Origin of the sequence: Caldicoprobacter sp. (assembly GCF_047459465.1) — a bacterium.
Taxonomy (GTDB): Bacteria; Bacillota; Clostridia; order Caldicoprobacterales; family Caldicoprobacteraceae; genus Caldicoprobacter.
Map to the genome: position 1 here is coordinate 1 of NZ_VSCO01000005.1, position 21,031 is coordinate 21,031.

12 protein-coding genes and 1 other annotated feature are annotated in these 21,031 nt (G+C 48.9%); all 12 genes read left to right on the top strand.

All coding sequences use genetic code 11. The annotated features are described in order from the left end of the window. Positions 1-40: 40 nt before the first annotated feature. The 12 genes from FWJ59_RS00810 to FWJ59_RS00865 all read left to right on the top strand — a co-directional run bounded on the left by FWJ59_RS00810 (position 41) and on the right by FWJ59_RS00865 (position 21,030). Positions 41-3,346, top strand: coding sequence for a PD-(D/E)XK nuclease family protein (locus tag FWJ59_RS00810; RefSeq protein WP_414480084.1), 3,306 nt, complete (start codon positions 41-43; stop codon positions 3,344-3,346). Then, positions 3,339-6,698, top strand: a complete 3,360-nt coding sequence (locus tag FWJ59_RS00815) for a UvrD-helicase domain-containing protein (protein WP_414480085.1) — start codon at positions 3,339-3,341, stop codon at positions 6,696-6,698. The genes FWJ59_RS00810 and FWJ59_RS00815 overlap by 8 nt, the downstream gene beginning before the upstream one ends. Before the next feature lie 55 nt (positions 6,699-6,753). Then, positions 6,754-7,058, top strand: a binding site (T-box leader). 39 nt (positions 7,059-7,097) lie between these two features. Next, complete coding sequence (locus tag FWJ59_RS00820) at positions 7,098-7,298, top strand: hypothetical protein (RefSeq protein ID WP_414480086.1); 201 nt, start codon at positions 7,098-7,100, stop codon at positions 7,296-7,298. Positions 7,299-7,317: 19 nt separating this feature from the next. Then, entirely contained in the window at positions 7,318-9,972 is a 2,655-nt protein-coding gene (locus FWJ59_RS00825; protein ID WP_414480087.1) for a valine--tRNA ligase, read from the top strand. Positions 9,973-9,991: 19 nt separating this feature from the next. After that, complete coding sequence (locus tag FWJ59_RS00830; RefSeq protein WP_414480088.1) at positions 9,992-11,281, top strand: bifunctional folylpolyglutamate synthase/dihydrofolate synthase; 1,290 nt, start codon at positions 9,992-9,994, stop codon at positions 11,279-11,281. 125 nt (positions 11,282-11,406) lie between these two features. Beyond that, entirely contained in the window at positions 11,407-11,646 is a 240-nt protein-coding gene (locus tag FWJ59_RS00835) for a hypothetical protein (protein WP_414480089.1), read from the top strand. Between the two features lie 108 nt (positions 11,647-11,754). Continuing rightward, positions 11,755-12,675 (top strand): YncE family protein, encoded by a 921-nt coding sequence (locus FWJ59_RS00840; protein WP_414480090.1) that lies wholly within the window; start codon positions 11,755-11,757, stop codon positions 12,673-12,675. A 294-nt stretch (positions 12,676-12,969) separates the two neighbouring features. After that, positions 12,970-14,274 carry a PHP domain-containing protein gene (locus tag FWJ59_RS00845; protein ID WP_414480091.1) on the top strand — a complete coding sequence of 435 codons (1,305 nt, stop codon included), beginning with the start codon at positions 12,970-12,972 and terminating at the stop codon, positions 14,272-14,274. Between the two features lie 245 nt (positions 14,275-14,519). Next, the gene (gene ytxC / locus FWJ59_RS00850; protein WP_414480092.1) at positions 14,520-15,401 is read left to right on the top strand and encodes a sporulation protein YtxC; all 882 of its coding nucleotides are present in this window, start codon (positions 14,520-14,522) and stop codon (positions 15,399-15,401) included. Positions 15,402-15,748: 347 nt separating this feature from the next. Further along, positions 15,749-17,659, top strand: a complete 1,911-nt coding sequence (gene thrS, locus FWJ59_RS00855) for a threonine--tRNA ligase (protein WP_414480103.1) — start codon at positions 15,749-15,751, stop codon at positions 17,657-17,659. Between the two features lie 356 nt (positions 17,660-18,015). Next, positions 18,016-19,026, top strand: coding sequence for a LacI family DNA-binding transcriptional regulator (locus FWJ59_RS00860; RefSeq protein ID WP_414480093.1), 1,011 nt, complete (start codon positions 18,016-18,018; stop codon positions 19,024-19,026). Positions 19,027-19,200: 174 nt separating this feature from the next. Next, positions 19,201-21,030 carry an ABC transporter ATP-binding protein gene (locus FWJ59_RS00865; RefSeq protein WP_414480094.1) on the top strand — a complete coding sequence of 610 codons (1,830 nt, stop codon included), beginning with the start codon at positions 19,201-19,203 and terminating at the stop codon, positions 21,028-21,030. Position 21,031: the final 1 nt, after the last annotated feature.

Genomic DNA, 21,031 nt, shown 5'->3' on the forward strand with positions numbered 1-21,031 from the left:
TTTGGCAACATACTGAGGATGAAAAACGGGAGATGGGATTATGAAGGTGTTATACTATGAGCACTATACCGCCATGAGGCGTACACATTTGGTGAGAAAGTGTGTCGAACACATACAGAGTGGTTTTACTGCATTATACATACTGCCATCGAGAGAGGCCATGTTTGACGTAAGGCGGCTTTTTATGGAACACATGGGGGGAATATTTAACTGCCATGTCATAGGGTTTGACGATTTGGAGAGGATGATAGTTGATGAAGCGTGCTCCAAAAAGCCTGTAATGGATGACACCGAAAAGCGAGTGATGTTGAGCGGCATCATGAACGGCTTGTCTTCCGATAATTTTTTTAGCTTGGCAAAGAATAGGCCTGGGTTTATAAATCAGGTTATGAACGCCATAAGGTTGCTCAAACGCTCATACATAACCCCAGAGCAGTTTTTCTCAAAGACATCGGTTTGCGGGGGTAACCTCCTCAAAAAATGTATGAGCTTTTACGAGATATATTCCAAATATGAAGGCATCAAGGCCAAAAAAGGCGTTATGGATGTCGATGACATCTCCTTTGAGGCAGTTGCAAAATGCCATAGAGCCAGCATATTTAACGGCGTAAAAGTCATAGTGATTGATGGATTTGTGAATGTAGATCCCGTCAATATGGAGCTTGTGAGGCGTATAATGGAGCATTTTCCTCATATAGAGGTCCATGTCAACGTTCCTTATAGGAATGTGCACAATGAGGATTTCTTGCTAAATGGAATAATAGGTGATTTTGTAAAGTTGGGGTTTGAAATTGTAGGGGCCGATAGCTTGCAAGGCGCCTCAAATGCCGGTTCTGCATTTAGCCCAGGCGATGATATGCCCCAAGCCCAGTCAAGCTCTTTGCCTTTCGCCGACCTTTCCAACGATGAAGGCGACAACATAGAGCTTTTGAACCTGGCTTCCCAGCTTTATTCTGCAAAGCCTCGTCTAAAGATGAGCGAAGATAGCCTGCTTATACGCAACAGCCCCTGTATAGACCATGAATTGAGGATAGCGGCAGGCTCCATAAAGAAGATGATACAGGAGTTGAAAGTAAGGCCTGATGAAATAGCGGTTGTGGTAGCGGATATGAAATCATATTTGGACAAGGCAGTAGATGTGTTTGAAGAATACGGCATACCGCTCAATGTCAGATACGGAGGCAAAATCAGCAGCATGTTGCTTTTGAAGGACGTAATGGCAATGCTCAAATACGTGCTTTATCAGGAAGAACGGGATGACTGCTTCATCACCATGGTTACATCGATGTACCTTCTACCAGAGGAGTTACTGAATTTTGAGGGGTTTAGCAATGCCAGGCTTATGGAGATGGCCCAGGATGCCCTTCAGTCCAATCGCGACGACCCATATTCCGCTTTTCTGGCCCTTTATTTTGACAGCACGCAAGATGAATATGCGAAGTCATGCATGAAGGACTATGTGGATGATGTCATAACCGTCATGGATGAGCTCGGGAAATTGGCACAGCAGCCCGAGTTGGATTCTGATGGTGTTGATCGGTTTTTTGGACATTTAAAAGGCTATTTCGGGGCTTTAAACCTTGCTGGAAGGATATCGCTGTTACGCCAAAGAAACATCATAGATACAGATATGTGGTTCGGAAACATGAAGGCTTTGACGACGGCCATGGATCTCCTTCAGCGCTTGGAGGAGATTTACAGCAGCTACGCTTCCCTTAAAGAAGTGCGGTATTCAGGGCATGATGTCATGCGCTATATCGTTGAAAGCCTGTCCTCTCTTGATGCGGATGGTATTGGGAATTTCTCGGGGGGCGTTAAGCTTATCTCCCCCGACCTCATGAGAGGGCAGAGGTATTATGCCGTTTTTGTGCTGGGCCTCAACGAGGGGGTATTTCCGTCCGTAAATAACGCTGTTAAGATATTTGACGGCTATGAAGCTGACTGGCTTTTTAGGCTGGGGATCAATCTCATGCCTGCCTCATGGGAGCTTGAGCGGGAAAAGATAAGGTTTAACGCCTGCATTGCGGCAGCCAGGCAAAAGCTGTATCTGTCCTACCGCACCCTGGATGAAGATGGCAGCGTGATGAACCAGTCTCCCTTTATAGACGAGGTGTTGTCGGCAATAGATGAAGAAAGCAGGGAGCATGTAGTAAAAGGTCGTGTAACCATGCGGGACAGGATGGCCTTTAGCGGCCATCCTCTAAGCCTTAGGGAAGCCGTAAAGGCCATAGGCACCATGCTGCGAAACAGCGGTGATACCAGCGATGATTTGAGGGCAGGCATACGCGTTCCGGAGATTCTGGAACACCTTAAATATCCAGCGTACGCCTCCTGCGTTGAATTCTCCAGGGAATTCGCTCCAGTCTTTGACTCATACGATGGAAAGCTGAGTACGCCACCTGAACTTCAGCAGGATATGGCATATATAGTTTCGGTTTCGCGCATAAATGAGTACGCCAAGTGTCCGTTCAGCTATTTCGCCAAAGCCATGTTTGATGTTGAGGCTGAAGACCAGGACTTGATGGCTAACATGGGCATTAGCAGCTTTTATCATGCGGTGCTTAAAGCATACTACCAGGATGATTGTGATCCCCTAAATCCCGATGCCGACAGGTTTAACCGGGTGTTTGATCAGAAGCTGCAAGATGTCAATTTAAGCCATATACCATCGCCGCTTAAAGGATATGCCGTTGAGGAGCTAAAGAATACCCTGTTTAACTTTATCTGCCATGATGCTCAAAACATGCGCAGGTATTATGCTGCCACGGGTTGTAAATTGAAGCCGGCGCTGCTTGAGTACCCCCTGCGGGTGGGCATAAATACCCCAAATGGAATGGTCGTAATATCGGGCATAGTTGACAGGGTTGATGTGGAGTGCGACGAGCAAGGGAATTTCACCGGCAGATATATTATATATGACTACAAGAAAAAAGGCATCAAGCAGCTAAGGGATTTTATCGAAGGCAAGGATTTTCAGTTACCCCTTTATTATGCAGGCGTCCGCCACGTTATTAAAAGGAAAACGGGTATGGAGGACGTGCGCTGCATGGCCCTGCTCTACTACAGCATTGAAGAATTGAAATGGGACGGCATCGTTTCAAAGGATATAAAGAGGGCGCTTTTTGAGGGCAGAAAAGGTCCAAGGGATGTTCCTACCTATTCCAACATGGAGGTAATACTTGCCTGGAATCTGAGAGAGGCATTAAGGATGGTTGAGAAGATGCGCAAGGGGCATTTCATGCCACCGCCCGTATGCCCCAGAGAGATTTTTGGGTGTGCATACAGGAGCATGTGCAGGCATAACGAGGTGAGGCTGTCCAGAAAGGTGGGTGTAATCAATGATTGACAGCTTAGCTTATATACGCGAGAGGTATGACTTGAATGAGGAGCAGGCAAGGGCCCTTGATATCAGCTCGAGCATGGCGGTCAAGGCAGGAGCGGGTTCGGGCAAAACCAGGGTCCTCACCCAGCGGTTTATGAGGCTGCTGCTTGAAAACCCGGATATGGATCTTGAAAACATTGTCGCCATAACTTTTACCAGGAAAGCGGCGGCTGAGATGAAGGACAGGATTCGACGGGAACTTTCAAAGAGGATTGACCAAAGCAGCGACATGGCTGAAAAGAAAAGGCTTTCTGACCTCAGGATGCGCATGAGCGCTGCCAACATAGATACCATCCATGGGTTTTGTGCGAGGCTGTTGCGGGAGAATTTTGCCTTGCTGGGGCTTGATCCGCAGTTTAAGGTCATGGATGAGGCTGAGGCCGAGCTGGCCCTCTCCCAAATAGCTGATGACGTCATCCTCAAGTTTTTGGACCAGCACCGGGACAGCCAGGAGGTAAGGCTTATTGCCCAAAGGCTTTCGGTTTCGTTTTTTACCGATGAGCTCAAAATAGGCGTTATTTCGGCCTTTAAAGCCTTAAGGGGCAAGGGATGGGAACCTAAAGGAGAGGTGGATGGTGGGCAAAGCAATCGCGAAAAGCAAGGTGACGATCTAACATCTGCCCTTGAAGAAGTGGGGAGACAGCTCATAACGGCCCTTTATGAGGAATACAGCCGCTACAAGGACACGGAAAATGTGCTGGATTTCAACGACCTTGAAATACTCACCCTTAAACTGCTTCAAAATCCCGGTGTGCGGGATCATTGTTTTGAAAAGTTTGCTGCCATCATGGTGGACGAGTTTCAGGACTTGAACCCGCTTCAAAAGCGGATACTGGACCTGCTCGTTAAAAAGGACGGCCGTATACCTCCCGGGCGCCTCTTCATCGTGGGCGATATAAAACAGTCCATATATGGCTTCAGAGGGTCGGACTATACTATATTCAACGATGCCTGCAAAGAAATAGTTGAAAGCGGAGGTAAGGAGGTATCCCTCAAGACCTGCCACCGAAGCAGCAGGACCATAATAGGCTTTGTCAACAAGGTATTCAGCAACATACTGGAGTATTATGAGGATATTGAGCCCTGGGATGAGAGCCAAAACAGGGAGTACCAGGTTGAGCTTATAACATGGAGCTACAGGGAGCAAAAGGAAGCTGATTTAAAGAACAGGTGGGAAACTGCCAAAAAGCTGCTGGGAGAGGAAGAAAGCAACCAAAAGCTGGAGAGCGTGCTGGAAGAGGGCTATGGCACTCAGCTTTTAACCAGCAGCAAGGACTACAAAAAAGCCGAGGTGGTGGGAAAAGCCGTCAAAAGGCTGCTCTCCAGGGGCTTTAAATACGGCGATATAGCGGTGCTTTTGCGGAGCAGGACCTCCCTCGTTCAGATTGAACGGGCATTGACGACTTTTGGCATACCGTATTGCATACTGGGCGGCATAGGTTTTTGGGAGGCTGCCGAAGTGATCGATATGCTGTCTCTGTACCGCCTGGCTTTTTATCCGGGTGATAAACTGGCCCTCTTTTCAGCACTGCGTTCGCCCATCTTCGGCTTTTCCGATGACCTGCTGGTGCAGTTTGCCCAATTCATAAGGAATTACGGCGGTTCCAAGCATGATTTGAGCGGCATATTTGAAGGATTTATAAATGAAATCAAAGGCGAGGAGCTATGGATAGTTAAGAGGGCAGCTGATGTTTTCAAAAAGATTTCACAGCAGGGAGGCCTGCTGAATGCCGCCCAACTTTTGGACCTGCTTATACGGATTACAGGATACGACCACATTTTAGCCGCCCTGCCCTATGGTGAAAGGAAGCTGCGCAACGTAGAGAAGCTTATGCAGATAGCCCGTGAGTTTGAAGAACAAGGGAGCCACAGTGCAAGGCGCTTTCTTGACTACGTAAACGCATTGAAGAACAGCGCGGTGCGGGAGCAGGAAGCCGTACTGGACAGCGAGGATAGCGACGCCGTTAAGATCCTGACCATCCACGCATCCAAGGGGTTGGAGTTTAGGGCGGTGCTTTTGCCTGATATGGATTCCGAAGTGGATTTTCAGACCAAAAGGGATAAGCCTTTATATCTGGTGGATGAGGGTTGCAATCTGGTGGCCATAGGAATGGATGAGAACGGGAAATTCAGCGAAAAGGCCAACCCCGAGTATCAAAGGTTATTCCAGAAAAAGCTTGAATGCGAGATTGAGGAATCCAAGCGCCTCTTTTATGTAGCGGCAACCCGCGCACGGGAGTACCTGGGCCTTATCGTTCAAATTGATGCTAAAAGCAACAAAGGCAAGCTGGATAAGCTCAACACCTTCATGAAGCAGCTCACATGGAGCCTGCAAAAATGCGGGACAATTGAGGAGATGGCTGAGATCGATGCCGGTGAGCTGGTGGGGCATGACGATGAGCAGGTTCAAACGTATAAAAGGGTTATGGATTCCATGAGGAACATAATAGCTGCAGAAAAGGTAAAAGGCATAAGTACGGATGAGCGGTATATGAGGGCATTAAGCCGCTGTCAACCGGCCATAGGCGGCGTGATCAGCATATCCTCCTGGATGAGATATATGAGCTGTCCCCGAAAGTTTTATATAGAGGAGATTGCCGGCATTAAAAGTCCTGACAGCCTTTACGCATCGTCATACTACGATGAATACGTCGAAGGGCCATCCGATTGCGATTTTGCACAATTAGGGATAATGGTCCATCAGATTTTAAAAGAAATAGACGTGATCAATTTCAGCCAAGCTGGCTTTTTATCCGATGAGGGTTTGGCGGGGATAGACGGTGCCACCAGAGCACGGTGCCTAAAGTGTATTGAAGGGTTCTGGGAGATTGAAAACAGGGAAAGGCAAAGGTGGAGCGGCCGCGTAATTTGTAGCCTTAAGGAGCACTCCTTTATGGTGCCTTTAAGACAAGGACTATACTTTTCAGGGGTAGTAGACAGGATAGATATATATGAAGACGGGGAACGGCTTAAGGCCAGGCTGATAGATTACAAGACCAACAGGATATACAACCAGGCAGACGTTGAACAAAAGAGGGATTATTATGCCAGGCAGTTGCTGTCATACGCCTGGGCTTTGAACCGTTTTCTGGTCTATCAGGGCAGGAAGGTGGATGTGGCTCAGGCTTTGCTGTATTTCCTGGACGGCCCCATTGCCGTGGAGGTACCCATCGATGAGGAGAGTATGGCTGCTTTGGTGGAGCGGCTAATGGATGTAGCCCCCGCCATTTTGGGATGTAGGCCCTTTGATGAGTACCCAAAGGGTGATGGAAAGGCCTGCCAGTGGTGTGGGGTGAAGGAGTTCTGCTGCATATAACTGCTACTTGACAAAATTCATGCTTGTCGTATAATAAAAACAACACAAATAGTGGCAAGATGCGATGAAGAAGAGGAGTACACCTCGCTTCCCACCAGAGAGGGGGGTCCGTGGCTGAGAGGCCTCCTTGGGCGATAGGGCGGGGTGGAAGGTCGCTTCGGAGCATTTCAGCTGAATGGCAGTAGGCTGAAACGGAGTGCTACCGTTATGCAAATGAGTGCCTGTCGGCTTACCGCAACTCCTACGGTTCCAGATGCGTGGCGGCTGCTGTAGGGGGAGGGGCGGGCAAGTGCTATAATTTTGCACTTGTAACGGCAGGACTAAAGGTGGTACCGCGGAGCTTGATCCTTCGTCCTTTACGGGATGAAGGATTTTTTGTTGAAGGGGAGTGTTGCGAACTTGTTGGAGTTAAAGCAAATAGATCCGGTGGGGATGGTTCTTATGCTGCTGGGCGGCATATTGGGATACGGTGGTAGATGGATTGTGGCTCATGCCATAAAGCCACCCCCGGAGCAGGAGATGAAGTGGACGGTAGCCATCAAACTGGCCGGTCTAATCCTTGTGATACTGGGGACGTTTAAAATATTGTATACATTTTGAAAATGGGAGGTAGTGGGACATGCCGGATAAGTTGTTGGACAAGACTTATGACCCAAGTCAGGTAGAAGATCGAATATACCGCATGTGGATGGACAAGGGGTACTTCAGGGCCGAGGTAGACTGGAACAAGGAGCCCTTTTGTATCGTTATTCCCCCACCCAACATCACGGGTCAGCTTCACATGGGACATGCTTTGGACAATACCCTGCAGGACATACTGGTACGCTGGAGGAGGATGCAGGGGTATGTGACTTTATGGCTTCCCGGGACCGACCATGCCAGCATCGCTACCGAGCTAAAGATAGTCGAGAAGCTGGCTGAGGAGGGGCTCACCAAAAACGATTTGGGGCGAGAGGAATTTTTGAAGAGAGCCTGGCAGTGGAAGGAACAGTACGGGGGCAGGATCACGCAGCAGCTTAAAAAGCTGGGCGCATCCCTTGACTGGTCCAGGGAAAGGTTTACCATGGACGAGGGCTGTAGCAGGGCAGTGTTGGAGGTGTTTGTGCGCCTTTACAAAAAAGGCCTTATCTACCGTGGGGATAGGATAATAAACTGGTGTCCCGACTGCAAGACCGCCCTGTCGGATGCCGAAGTGGAGCACGAGGAGGAGCAGGGCAATCTCTGGTACGTACGCTATCCAGTGAAGGATAGCCAGGAGAGCATAACGGTGGCCACCACAAGGCCAGAGACCATGCTGGGGGATACCGCCGTTGCCGTACACCCCGAGGATGAGCGATACCGCCACCTCATCGGAAAGACGGTTATACTGCCCATCATGAACAGGGAGATACCCATAATCGCCGATGAATACGTAGAGCGCGAATTTGGAACGGGTGCTGTGAAAATCACTCCCGCTCATGACCCCAACGACTTTGAGGTGGGCGTAAGGCACGGCCTACCATGGGTTTGTGTCATGGACGAGAAGGGCTTTATGAACCACAATGCAGGGAAGTACCAGGGTATGGATCGGTATGAGGCGAGAAAGGCCATTGTGGAAGAGCTAAAGAGCCTGGGACTGCTTGAAAAGGTGGAACCCATTAAGCACAATGTGGGGCACTGCTATAGATGCGGCACCGTGGTTGAACCCATCATTTCAAAGCAGTGGTTTGTTAAGATGAAGCCCCTGGCTGAGCCGGCCATAAAGGCTGTTAAGGAGGGCAGAATCAAATTCGTGCCCGAGCGATTTGAAAAGATCTACTTCAACTGGATGGAGAACATAAAGGATTGGTGCATTTCCAGGCAGCTGTGGTGGGGGCACAGGATCCCGGCGTACTATTGTCAGGATTGCGACTATACCATGGTTGAGCGTAGCATGCCGGAGAGATGCACCAAGTGCGGCAGCACCAATATAAAGCAGGACGAGGACGTATTGGATACCTGGTTCAGCTCGGCGCTGTGGCCCTTCTCCACCCTGGGCTGGCCCGATGAGACCGAAGACCTTAAATACTTCTATCCGACTAGCGTGCTGGTCACTGGATACGACATCATATTCTTCTGGGTGGCCAGGATGATATTCTCGGGATTGGAGCACATGGGCGATGTGCCCTTCAGATATGTCTTCATCCACGGCATAGTCAGGGACTCCGAAGGGCGGAAGATGAGCAAATCCCTAGGGAACGGCATAGACCCCCTCGAGGTGATCGAGAAATACGGGGCAGATGCCCTGCGCCTCACCTTGGTGACCGGGAATTCGCCGGGCAATGACATGCGCTTCTATTGGGAGAGGGTGGAAGCCAGCCGCAACTTCTGCAACAAGCTGTGGAATGCCGCCAGGTTCATATTGATGAACATGCAAAGCTCGGGCATAGATAAACCGCGGAAGGTAAAGCTGGAGCTTCCCGATCGCTGGATCATAAGCAGGTGCAACCGCCTTATAAGAGAAGTCACCGACAACCTGGAGAAGTTTGAGCTGGGCATAGCCGTACAGAAGCTGTACGATTTCATATGGGATGAATTCTGTGACTGGTACATCGAGCTTGCAAAGCCGGGACTGTACGGCCAGGACGTGGAGCTTAAGGAGTCAAAGCTGTATACCCTAACCTATGTGCTATCCAATGTTCTGAAGCTGCTGCATCCCTTTATGCCATTTATCACCGAGGAGATATGGCAGCACTTGCCCAATCGCGAGTGCGACAGCATAATGGTTTCATCCTGGCCCAAGGTAAGGGAAGAAGAGCTGGATGCCCAGGCCGAAGAGCAGATGGCTGCCGTGATGGATGCCATAAGGAGCATAAGGAATATAAGGGCCGAGATGGAAGTGCCACCGTCCCGCAGGGCCAAGGTGATACTGGTGGTCAACCATGATTGGATGGACATCTTCGAGAATAGCAAGGCATATTTTGAAAAGCTGGCTTGGGCCTCTGAGGTGGTGCTCCAGAGGGATAAAGAGGGCATACCGTCCAACGCTGTTTCGGCTGTGACCGATAAGGCGCAGATATTTATGCCCCTCGAGGATCTGGTGGATTTCGAGAAGGAGATGGAGCGCCTCCTCAAGGAGAAGGCCAACCTAGAGAAGGAGCTGGCCCGGGTGGAAAACAAGCTTTCCAACCGCAATTTTGTGGAGAAAGCGCCGCCGGCGGTGGTGGAAGAGGAGCGAAAGAAGAAAGAGAAGTATCAGGATATGATGGCCAAGGTGTTGAGCCGCATTGAGGCGCTCAATAGCATGAGAAAGTGAATTTGCAGGAGGATGTCGGATGAACTATGAGGAAGCGCTTGAATTTATACACGGCACTTACAGGTTTGGTTCCAAGCTGGGCCTTGAGAACATAAAGGATTTGCTACAGCGCCTGGGCAATCCCCATGAACGGTTTAGAGCAGTGCATGTGGCCGGGACCAATGGAAAGGGCTCGGTCACTTCCATGCTGGCCCATGTGCTGCATGAGGCCGGTTATAGGGTGGGGATGTTTATATCCCCATACCTTGAAAGATTTACCGAGAGGATTCAGGTGGATTTAAAGGAGATAGAGCCTCATGAGCTGGCACGCATAACGGAGCGGGTTAAAGAAAAGGTAGTGGAGATGGTAAGCGAGGGCAAAACCCATCCCACCGAGTTTGAGGTAGTCACCGCCATAGGCTTTACATACTTTGCCGAAAGGCAGGTGGACTGCGCTGTGGTAGAGGTGGGATTGGGTGGCCGCCTCGATGCCACCAATGTGGTAAACCCCCTCGTATCGGTCATAACCTCCATAAGCTATGATCACATGGACGTGCTGGGGGATACTCTGGAAAAGATTGCCGCCGAAAAGGCGGGCATCATAAAGCAGGGCAGACCGGTGGTGACATACCCCCAGCATCCGGAAGTCATATCTGTTATACGGAGGGTATCCCGGGAGCGCTGCGCTCCTCTGTTTGAGGTAGATGAAGAGAGCATAGAGGTAGTTGCTTCCCAGGTGGGAAGGCAGGTCTTCAATTATTCCTTTGGGGGAGAAAAATTTTCGAACGTAGTTATACGGTTGACGGGGCGCCATCAGATACTCAATGCCGCTACTGCCTTGACTGCTGTAGCTGTATTGAGGAGGGAGGGCATAGCCATTCCCGATGATGCGGTGTATAGAGGTATGGAGCGCGCAGTTTGGCCAGGGCGGCTGGAAGTGGTGAGGCGCCGGCCTTATGTGATTTTGGATGGGGCCCATAACGAATCGGGGGCCCAGGTTTTAGCCAGTGCCATTAAAGAGTACTATGATGGGAAGCCTGTGACTCTGGTCATAGGCATGCTGAAGGACAAGGATGCCGATGCCATAGTCAAACATCTTTGTCCTCTGGCTGAGTCGGTCATTGTGACTAAGCCCGACAGCCCCAGGGCTATGGAGCCTGATGAGCTGGCAATTAAGGTGAGGGGGTATTGCCCGGACGTTACGGTGGAGTCTGATATTGAAAAGGCGGTTGCCATGGGGCTTAAGAGGGTAGCTGAAGATGGCGTGCTGCTGTTTACGGGGTCGCTGTATTTGATAGGGAAGGTCCGCGGGCTATTAAAGCCATCTTAAGCCTTTAAGCCCTTAAGCCCTGTATTATTGCCCTTGACATGAGAAATTCTCATTTTTAAGTAAATGAGTGAATTTTATTGGCCATGCCATCATAGATATTTACTGTAAGGACTTGAAGGTTTGAGATGAGAGCTGGTGGTATGGTGCAAAGTGGCGATGTTAAAAGGGACGAAAACGATGTATTCCTGGAGCTGGTGCACAGGGCATTGATGCTCTGGAGAAAAGCGGAAGATTCCCATTTGGATAGCGAAAAGGTGCGGTGGTTAAAAAGCGTTTACATCTGCCTGCTGAAAGAGGCCAAAAGAAAAAGCATAGCTTTAAACGGCAGGCAATTGCTGGAGCGCATTTTATATCCCCGCATATGAAAGCCTAAAATGGGCGTTTAACCCCTGTTGGGTACCTTCTGCAACAGGCGTTCATATAATGAAGTAATCGCTTGTTGCAGAGAAAATCCGATGGGGGTATTTGTTTTTATGATATGGCAGGGAAAGATTGCAGTCTCCAACAAAGGAGAAGATAGCATATCCTTTTTGAACCCTCGTTTTAGGAGGGAAGAGCATCGAATCCATTTGGGAGCCGGGACGGGACCATGCGCCCTTGCCAAGATGAAGGACACCTCGACTCTGCTGGTAGTCCAAGCTCTTGATAGTTCTCTGGCCTGCCTTGATCTGGATTGTGGCGTTGTACAAAAAATCCTGCCCGTAGGTCGTTGTCCTAGCTGCATTGCGGTATGCGACAGAACCCATACCGTATATGTTACCAATGCCGATTCCGATTCCATTTCGGTTGTGAAAAATGGTGATGATATGGACGTTGTCAGCCAAATACCCGTAGGGTCGGCGCCTCAGGGGATTGACTGCCATCCTTACCTTTCTCTTTTGGCCATAGCCCATATCAACTCTCAGGATATATGGCTTATAGAAACCGAAGGTTATAGGCTGGTGAAAAGGATGGTGATAGAAGGCTATCCGGTTCAGGTCAAGTTCAGCTCAAAAGGCGATATCCTATATGTAGGTTGTTATTTCCATAACCACGGGCTATTTAACAGAGTGTTGCTGGTTGATCTGTCTAAAGGTGCAGTTTATCATGAGATTGCCGTGGGATGCATCCCCCATACCCTGCTGGAGACAGACGATGGGAGCTTTTTACTTGTGACTTCCTGCGATGCGGAGGGCGTGCTGGAGGTCATAGACTTGGCTTCCAAGTCGGTGGTGCGCAGCATCAGGATAGGGGAAGCTGTATGCGATATAACGCTAGATGAAAATGGTATGTACGCGTATGTAACGGTCCCTAAGGAAGATCGGGTATGTGTAGTAGACTGGAAGGCGGGGAGGAAATTAGCCGATATTAGGGTGGGGAGAGAGCCCAGTGGGATCGCATATCTAGGTGAATAAAAGGGCCTTCATATGTTGAAAGACAAGTTTCTATAGCGATTGCGTCAATGTTCTTGCCCTTTATTTTTAATTGGTGTAACATGATAGTAGATTCACTCCCTGGCATTTAATTGCCTCGGACTTTTGCGTAGTTAGTCGCGAGATATGGCTAGGGGACGGCTAATTTCTTTTCATTGCTCATGGGATAGTTATACGGATGGGGCCACTAAGGCTGCTGTGGTATATACTCCCATGGGATAAAAGGCCATTAGATGAAAAGATGGCTTAACTCAAGGAAAGTAGGAGGTATTTATAATGGATGCTGATGTAATGGTGTATGAGCAGCAGTTAAACCACGACGATGTAAGCGTTAGGCTGGAGGCTTTAAGGGCATTGATGCAAAAAGTGCAGGAGGGGGAAATAGAAAGGCCTCTGCAGGGAGATGATGTCAACAACCACATACACACTACATATTCCTTTTCGCCCTATTCTCCCACAAAGGCCATATGGATGGCTTACAGGGCAGGGCTAAAAACCGCCGGCATTATGGACCATGACTCCATAAGCGGGGCTAGGGAATTCATGGAAGCGGGGCAAATTGCGGGCATTGCCACCACCATAGGGGTTGAATGCCGGGCCGACTTTTCCAATACCCCCTTGAAGGGTAGGAGGATCAACAATCCCGATCAGAAGTCCATTGCCTATGTAGCCATACACGGCATCCCGCATAATCAGATCGATAATGTGAAAGCGTTTTTTGCTCCTTATGTCAAGGAGAGGAATAAGCGAAATGCTTTGATGGTGGACAGGATCAATGAGATTTTTAAGCCCTATGGGGTCCGTTTAAGCTTTGAGGACGACGTCGTACCCCTATCAAAAAGCCATGAAGGGGGGAGCATAACCGAGCGCCACCTGCTGTACGCCCTTTCCCTTAAGCTGGTGGCCAAATTCGGGAAAGGCCAGGCCCTAGTAGATTTTTTGATGAACGAATTGGGGCTACAGCTCAATCCAAGGGTGGCCGGGTACCTTCGAGATGCTGATAATCGATTTTACGAATATGACCTGCTGGGGGCTTTGAAGAGCGACCTGGTTCCGCGGTTTTATATCGATGCCACCCTGGAATGCCCTGATGTCAGGGAAGTGGTTGAGCTGGCAAGAAATATCGGGGCTATTTTGGCCTATGCCTATTTGGGCGATGTAGGAGATTCGGTCACCGGTGACAAGAAGAGCCAGAAGTTTGAAGATGATTATCTCGAGCTGCTGTTTGAAGTGATAAGCCAGCTGGGATTTCATGCGGTGACCTACATGCCTTCGCGAAACACCTTACAACAGCTTAAAAGGGTAAAGGCCTTGTGCGAAAAATACGGATTTTTCCAGATAAGCGGTGAGGATATAAATTCTCCCAGGCAGTCCTTTGTGTGTACTCATTTGAGGAATGAGGAATTCAAAAATTTGATAGATGCCACATGGGCTTTAATTGGCCATGAGAAGATGGCCACTCGAGATATAAACAAGGGCATGTTTTCACCGGATATAGTGCGCCGGTATCCCGACCTTAACGAGAGGATTGACATATACAAGAGGATTGGCCAGGGACTGGATGATGGAAGCAAGCTGTAATCGCGCAGGAGTTTGGGCGACATTGGGGGACGGGCATTTTAAGGCTCGTTCCCAATTTTTATTTTTAAATTGTAAACGTTGTGCTACATAACCATTTAATGCATCATGAGTTTAGCGCCTTGTTGGGAATACTACAATATGAATCAACTATTTTATAAATAGCGCATATAATGTTTACCGAGAATCAGGACGGATTGGCTTAAAAGTCAATTGGGTCAAGGGATTTGAGTGAAGGGAGTGATGTGATGCACTTTTTTTCAATCGGTTTTGAGGCACGCAACCTTGGCCTTATGAATTCGGTTATAGAAAAGTTGGAAGATATTAGGTTCCAAGGGTTTAAAATTGAAGAAAGAAAAGCAGGCGACCTGCTGTTTATAAATTATATGACCAGCGAATCCGACAGTTATGAGGCATGGAGCCAGTTGAGGGATGACCTCAAAAACCGTATTGCCGATATCTTGTCGGATTTTATCGTAAATGGCTTACAACATACCATGCTCGAGAGGGTTATAAAGGACGAATATTTTTATTTGGAGAATGAGGATAGGGAGCAGATAAAGCAGGAAGTGCTAAACGCCATGTTTGAAGGAAAAGAATACGAGCACCTGTTTAGCCAATTGAGGGACAAATGGCATGGGCCCATAAGGCAGCGAATTTTGGAACACCTGGATGCGCACGATGAACTCATAGTAGATGGTTTTATACGGTTTAGGCTAAAGGACTTCCTGCAGGAATTGATGGGAACGGTGGATAAGGTAATAGAAGAGCTTCTGGTGGAAAGGGAGTACAACGAGTTTATCAAGCTGCTCAGGTATTTTGTGGAGATCCAGGAGCCAAAGGTGAGGGAGGTCCACGTACTGGTGGACGACGACAGGAAATATATACTGCTGGATGACAGCATGAGGGTCATAAACAACGACATACTCAAGGAGCTGGCCAAGGAGATATCGGATACCGAGATGAGCTATGACGATTTGCTCATAAGCTCACTCATAACCATTGCTCCGACCAAAATTACCATACACGGCTGCGATAAGATAAAGAATACCGAGCTTTTAAACACCATAAATAAGGTATTCAGGGGTAAGGTGATCATGAGCCAGGATGGACTGTATCCACAAAATTGAAAGCGGGGACAGGTCTTGACTTGTAAATGGCCCTGGATTATAATAGTTTCAAACAAATGAGGTTATATTTTACATGCAATGATGAGGAAGAGTAGGCTGGAAACCGGTGATAGAGAAGGGATGCCTGAGGCTGGAAGCATTCCGCACTAGGTCCAGTTGAAGACCACCCTTTGAGCATGGCGGGTGGCCCCGTTAACGGCCAATAGAGGTGGGTCCTCCTTGTAGGACCAATAAGGGTGGAACCGCGGGTAGCCTCTCGTCCCTTGTAGGGATGGGAGGTTTTTTAATTGCCTGATATAAATCGTGCTCGGCTTTTATACAATTTCATACGAAAGGATGAAGGCGGTATGATAAAAGTGATGCTTAAAGACGGCTCGGTGAGGCAGTATCCCGAAGGGACGACCATAGCCGATATCGTAAAGGATATAAGCATGAAGCTGGCCAAATCGGCTGTGGCTGCGCAGGTGAACGGGCGTACCGTTGACCTATCGACAAAGCTGCATGAGGATTGCCAGCTCAATATACTGACCTTTGACGATGAGGAAGGAAAAAAGGTTTTCTGGCATACCTCATCCCACATCATGGCGCAGGCTGTAAAAAGGTTGTTCCCCGATGCCAAGCTTTCCATCGGGCCCGCCATAGATAACGGGTTTTATTACGATTTCGATGTGGAGAAGCCCTTTTCGCCTGATGACCTGCAGGCCATCGAGGAGGAGATGAACAGGATAGTCAAGGAGGACTTGCCCCTCGAGAGGTTTGTGCTGCCCAGGGAGCAGGCCATTGAATTTGTGAAGGAGAAAGGCGAGCCATATAAGGTGGAGCTTATAGGCGACATCCCAGAGGGAGAGGAGATCTCGTTTTACCGGCAGGGGGATTTCGTGGATCTATGCAGCGGGCCACACCTGCCCTCCACCGGTATGGTTAAGGCAATAAAGCTGCTCAGCGTGGCCGGAGCTTACTGGCGCGGCGATGAAAAAAACAAGATGCTGCAGCGGATATATGGCGTTTCTTTCCCCAAGAAGAGCCAGCTGGAGGAGTATTTGCAGCGCCTGGAGGAGGCCAAGAAGAGGGACCACAGAAAGCTGGGCAAGGAGCTGGACCTCTTCAGCCTTCATGAGGAGGGGCCGGGCTTTCCTTTCTTCCATCCTAAAGGCATGATCCTTCGCAACATCCTGGAGGATTTCTGGAGGAAGGAGCACTACAAGAGGGGCTATCAGGAGATAAAGACGCCCATCATACTGAATCGCGATTTATGGGTCCGCTCGGGGCATTGGGACCATTACCGTGAAAACATGTACTTTACCAAGATTGACGATGAGGATTATGCCATAAAACCCATGAACTGTCCGGGTAGCATGATACTGTACAAACGCAAGATACACAGCTACAGGGACCTGCCCATCAGGATGGCTGAGCTGGGGCTTGTTCATAGGCATGAACTGTCGGGCGTGCTGCACGGCCTCATGCGGGTACGCTGCTTCACTCAGGACGATGCCCATATCTTTATGCTGCCAGAGCAGATAAAGGACGAGATCCTGGGCGTCATTGACCTGGTGGATTACTTCTACGGCATATTTGGGTTTAAGTACCACGTGGAGCTGTCCACCAGGCCAGAGAATTCCATGGGGTCGGATGAGGACTGGGAGCGGGCTACCAACGCGCTCAAAGAGGCCTTAGAGGCCAAGGGCTTGGAGTACAAGATCAATGAAGGGGATGGGGCTTTTTATGGGCCCAAAATTGATTTCCACCTGGAAGACAGCATAGGCAGGACGTGGCAGTGCGGAACAATCCAGCTGGATTTCCAGATGCCCGAGAGGTTTGACCTGACCTACGTTGGCCCTGATGGCCAGAAGCATCGCCCCGTCATGATACACCGGGTGGTATTTGGGAGCATCGAGCGCTTTATAGGCATTCTGGTAGAGCACTTTGCGGGTGCTTTCCCAACATGGCTGGCACCGGTGCAGGTGCGCATACTCACCGTCACCGATAGGGCTAATGCCTATGCGGAACAAGTAGCTGCTAGGCTCAGGGATGCCGATATCAGGGTGGAGACCGACCTGAGGAACGAGAAGATAGGATACAAGGTGAGGGAGGCGCAGCTGGAGAAGATACCCTATATGCTGGTGCTGGGCGATAAGGAGCAGGAAAACGGGACGGTAGCGGTAAGGGCCCGAGGCAAAGGAGACCTTGGCGCCATGTCCCTTGACCAGTTCATGAATATGATATTGGAAGAGATTCGCACCAAATCCATAAGCTGAAGCCTTTTGCTGAGGTTCAGCGATTGATGAGGCAGCTTTAAGCTGTCTCATCAACTTTTTGGTTGGCTATTGTTGACAAATCGGCACATATGCTTTACAATTTATACGTATAAATAAATCGGATTATTGTTTACGTTGTAGGTGGTGGAACGTGCCCTTTATGAACGGCGCTTTCTTATTTATTTCTACTTAATTTATACGTATAAGTTGATTATGAACCACAATTTATACGTATAAGTACATGAAAAGTGCTTGAAGGTGATTATTAGGTAGGAGAATCAAGCCCAAGTTTATGTTTTTGAAGGGAGGGAAAGCACGTTTTTACCATCCTGAAGGAGGTGGCGCGAGGGTGAAGTATGAGGAAGAAGAAGTCGGTTTCTAGCAAGGATGTAGCCAGGGAGGCTGGCGTTTCCCAGGCTACGGTGTCGTACATACTGAACGACGTGAAGGGGGTTAAGATAAGGCCCGAGACCCGGCAGGCCGTGTTGGATGCCATAAAAAAGCTCAATTACCACCCTGATCAGATCGCCAGAGGGATGAAGCTTAAAAGGTCCATGTCGGTGGGGGTGGTGACCGACAGAAACGTCACCAATTTTTATTTCATGAAAACCCTAGAGGGCATAAGAGACGGGCTGCAGGCCCGCAACTATTCGGTAAGCCTCCTCTTTAATAGATACGAATCTATACAGGAATCCGAGTTCATAAAATACTACAGTTCCAACAGGATAGACGGTATAATCTTCGCATTTGCCTCCATATCAGATGAGGATATGGGATATATGGATAGCATGGGCATTCCCTATGTGATGGTCAATCCCTATCCTTTGGGACGGGATGTGGGGGAGGTGTGTACTGATCACTTAAGCCATATTCCGGCTGTAATAGAATACTTTAAATCCAAGGGGGTAAAAGAGATTGCTTATGCAGGCCCTGTACCTAGGCGTCCCAACGATAGGAGGCTGGAGGTCTTTAAGGAAGCTATGGCTTTGCATGGCTATGAGGTAAAAGAGGAGCTTACCATTTTGGGAGGATATGATAATGGCGAGGTATGCCGGGCCATAATGGGGCTTTTTGAAGGCAGGGGCTGCCGCCCTGATGCCATACTTGCAGCTTCCCCGCGGTTTGGCATATTGACTGTAAAGTCGTGCCATATGTTGGGCATAAGGATACCTCAGGACGTGAGGATTGTGGCCGTGGGTTCGTCCAATTTCTTTGAGCTCATTCATCCCACCCTCTCGTCCATTGAGCTTCCCCTTTATGACATGGGCTTAAAAGCGGCCGAGATGGTGCTTAAGGCCATCGATAGTGGGGAGATGGCTCCTACTACCGTATTGCCTTCGGAATTCGTCATAAGGGAGTCGTCTTAAAAGCGATTTTCCGAGGACTCAAAAAACTTTTCGATACATCATTCAAAATGCAGAAAGGCTTTTTGGTGGGAATATACGCCACAGTTCCAGAGGTGGTAATTTAAAGGCTTATAACAAGGCAAGGTGTTATATTGGAAAGGAGGGTAGAGCGCACTCATCCCCTTCTTGAGGGAGATGGGGCTACTGCGCTCGTATATCGTGAAGACCACGCAGCTGTTGTGGGAATTTATAAAGCAATTTAAATGGAGATATATAATAGGTATGATTGTCCTGCTCATTACCTCTTTTATATCATCCATGATTCCCAAGATAACGGGATATGTGACCGACAGCATCAACGACAGGATGCCCGCCTCTGTCACCAATAAGTACCTCCTCATGCTGGTGGCTGCTACCGTGGCTGTATTCGTGCTGAGGTTTACCTGGAGGTATTTCTTGGTTGGCAGCAACAGATATTTGGAGTGCTATTTGAGGGAAAAGCTGTTTGCGCACATGCAGACGCTTCCGGCTTCCTTTTATGATAACAACAAGACGGGAGACCTCATAGCCTATGCCATAAATGATATACAGGCCATAAGGAGGGTTTTTGGCTTTGGCTTCACTTCTATCCTGGATGGTGTGGTGGTCAATACCATATCTATTATGATCATGGTAAGGACCATAAGCCCCATGTTGACTTTGATGGCCCTTGCCCCTGCGCCCATCATAGTATTGGTCATATACTTTTTACGAAAGAAGATCAGGGAGAGGTTTGGAATGGTGCAAAAGGCTTTTGCTGAGATGTCGGGCAAGGTGCAGGAGAGCATATCGGGCATCAGGGTGATAAAGGCCTTTGCGCAGGAAGAGGAAGAGGTTGAAGATTTCTTGAAGTACAATCAAGTCAGGGTCGATACCCAGATGAGCTTGACCAGGGTGTCGGCCGTGTTGGGGCCGGTAACTCAATTAACCTTCGGCATAAGCACGGTGCTGTTTATAATATACGGCGGCGGGCTGGTGGCAAAAGGCGTGATATCGCTGGGGGACTATGTGGCCTTCAGCTCATATATAATGGTAATCATGGGACCTATCGTAAGCATAGGCAGGATTATAGACGTGTGGCAGAGGGGGATTGCATCCATCCAGCGGCTTGACAGGATCTTCTGCCAAAGCAGCGAAAAGGATGCGGAGAATGCGCTGGCTACTGTATCGCTCTTCGGACTAAATCGCCAGGTAGAAGATTCACAGCCGGTGGAAAAGTTAAGAGGACATATCGTGATAAGGGATTTGACATTTGCCTACCCCGGCACAGACAAAATAGTTTTGCATGATATCAACCTGGAGATCAAAGAAGGTGAAACTTTGGGCATACTGGGCAGAACCGGCAGCGGGAAAACCACGCTGGTTAACCTTCTGCTCAGGCTGTATGAGGTGGAGGATGGCCACATATTCATAGGGGGAAGGGATATAAATCATATACCTTTAAAGGTGTTGAGGGAAAACATAGGCTATGTGCCTCAGGATAATTTCCTTTTCTCCACTACCATAAAGGACAATATCCAATTTTTCAAGCCCATATACAGCGATAGTCAGATTGAAGATGCTGCCAAAATGGCGGGCATCTACGATGAGATAATCTCTTTTCCGGAAGGATTTAATACGGTAGTCGGCGAACGTGGAGTAACCCTATCGGGCGGCCAGAAGCAGAGGATTTCCATAGCCAGGGCAATTATCAAAGACCCTTCCATACTCATACTCGATGACAGCCTTTCGGCGGTGGATACCAAAACCGAACAGAGGATTTTGGAAAACCTCAAAAATGTGTTGAAAGGGCGGACGGGTATAGTGATATCTCACCGCGTTTCAGTGGTGAGGTACTGTGACCACATCATATTCCTTGATGAGGGACGGATCATCGAAAGGGGTACCCATGAAGAGCTGATGCGGCTCAGAGGTGCTTATTACAACCTTTACACTTCTCAAATAGAGCAGGCTGAGGATAATCTGTTGTTACAGGCAAGGGGGTAAC

What these genes read in the sequence shown, in the direction of transcription:
- thrS (WP_414480103.1), top strand. Translation starts at nt 15,749, where the DNA reads ATGATAAAAGTGATGCTTAAAGACGGCTCGGTGAGGCAGTATCCCGAA.
- FWJ59_RS00815 (WP_414480085.1), top strand. Translation starts at nt 3,339, where the DNA reads ATGATTGACAGCTTAGCTTATATACGCGAGAGGTATGACTTGAATGAG.
- FWJ59_RS00865 (WP_414480094.1), top strand. Translation starts at nt 19,201, where the DNA reads ATGGGGCTACTGCGCTCGTATATCGTGAAGACCACGCAGCTGTTGTGG.
- FWJ59_RS00840 (WP_414480090.1), top strand. Translation starts at nt 11,755, where the DNA reads ATGATATGGCAGGGAAAGATTGCAGTCTCCAACAAAGGAGAAGATAGC.
- FWJ59_RS00845 (WP_414480091.1), top strand. Translation starts at nt 12,970, where the DNA reads ATGGATGCTGATGTAATGGTGTATGAGCAGCAGTTAAACCACGACGAT.
- FWJ59_RS00860 (WP_414480093.1), top strand. Translation starts at nt 18,016, where the DNA reads ATGAGGAAGAAGAAGTCGGTTTCTAGCAAGGATGTAGCCAGGGAGGCT.
- FWJ59_RS00835 (WP_414480089.1), top strand. Translation starts at nt 11,407, where the DNA reads ATGAGAGCTGGTGGTATGGTGCAAAGTGGCGATGTTAAAAGGGACGAA.
- FWJ59_RS00830 (WP_414480088.1), top strand. Translation starts at nt 9,992, where the DNA reads ATGAACTATGAGGAAGCGCTTGAATTTATACACGGCACTTACAGGTTT.
- FWJ59_RS00810 (WP_414480084.1), top strand. Translation starts at nt 41, where the DNA reads ATGAAGGTGTTATACTATGAGCACTATACCGCCATGAGGCGTACACAT.
- ytxC (WP_414480092.1), top strand. Translation starts at nt 14,520, where the DNA reads ATGCACTTTTTTTCAATCGGTTTTGAGGCACGCAACCTTGGCCTTATG.
- FWJ59_RS00825 (WP_414480087.1), top strand. Translation starts at nt 7,318, where the DNA reads ATGCCGGATAAGTTGTTGGACAAGACTTATGACCCAAGTCAGGTAGAA.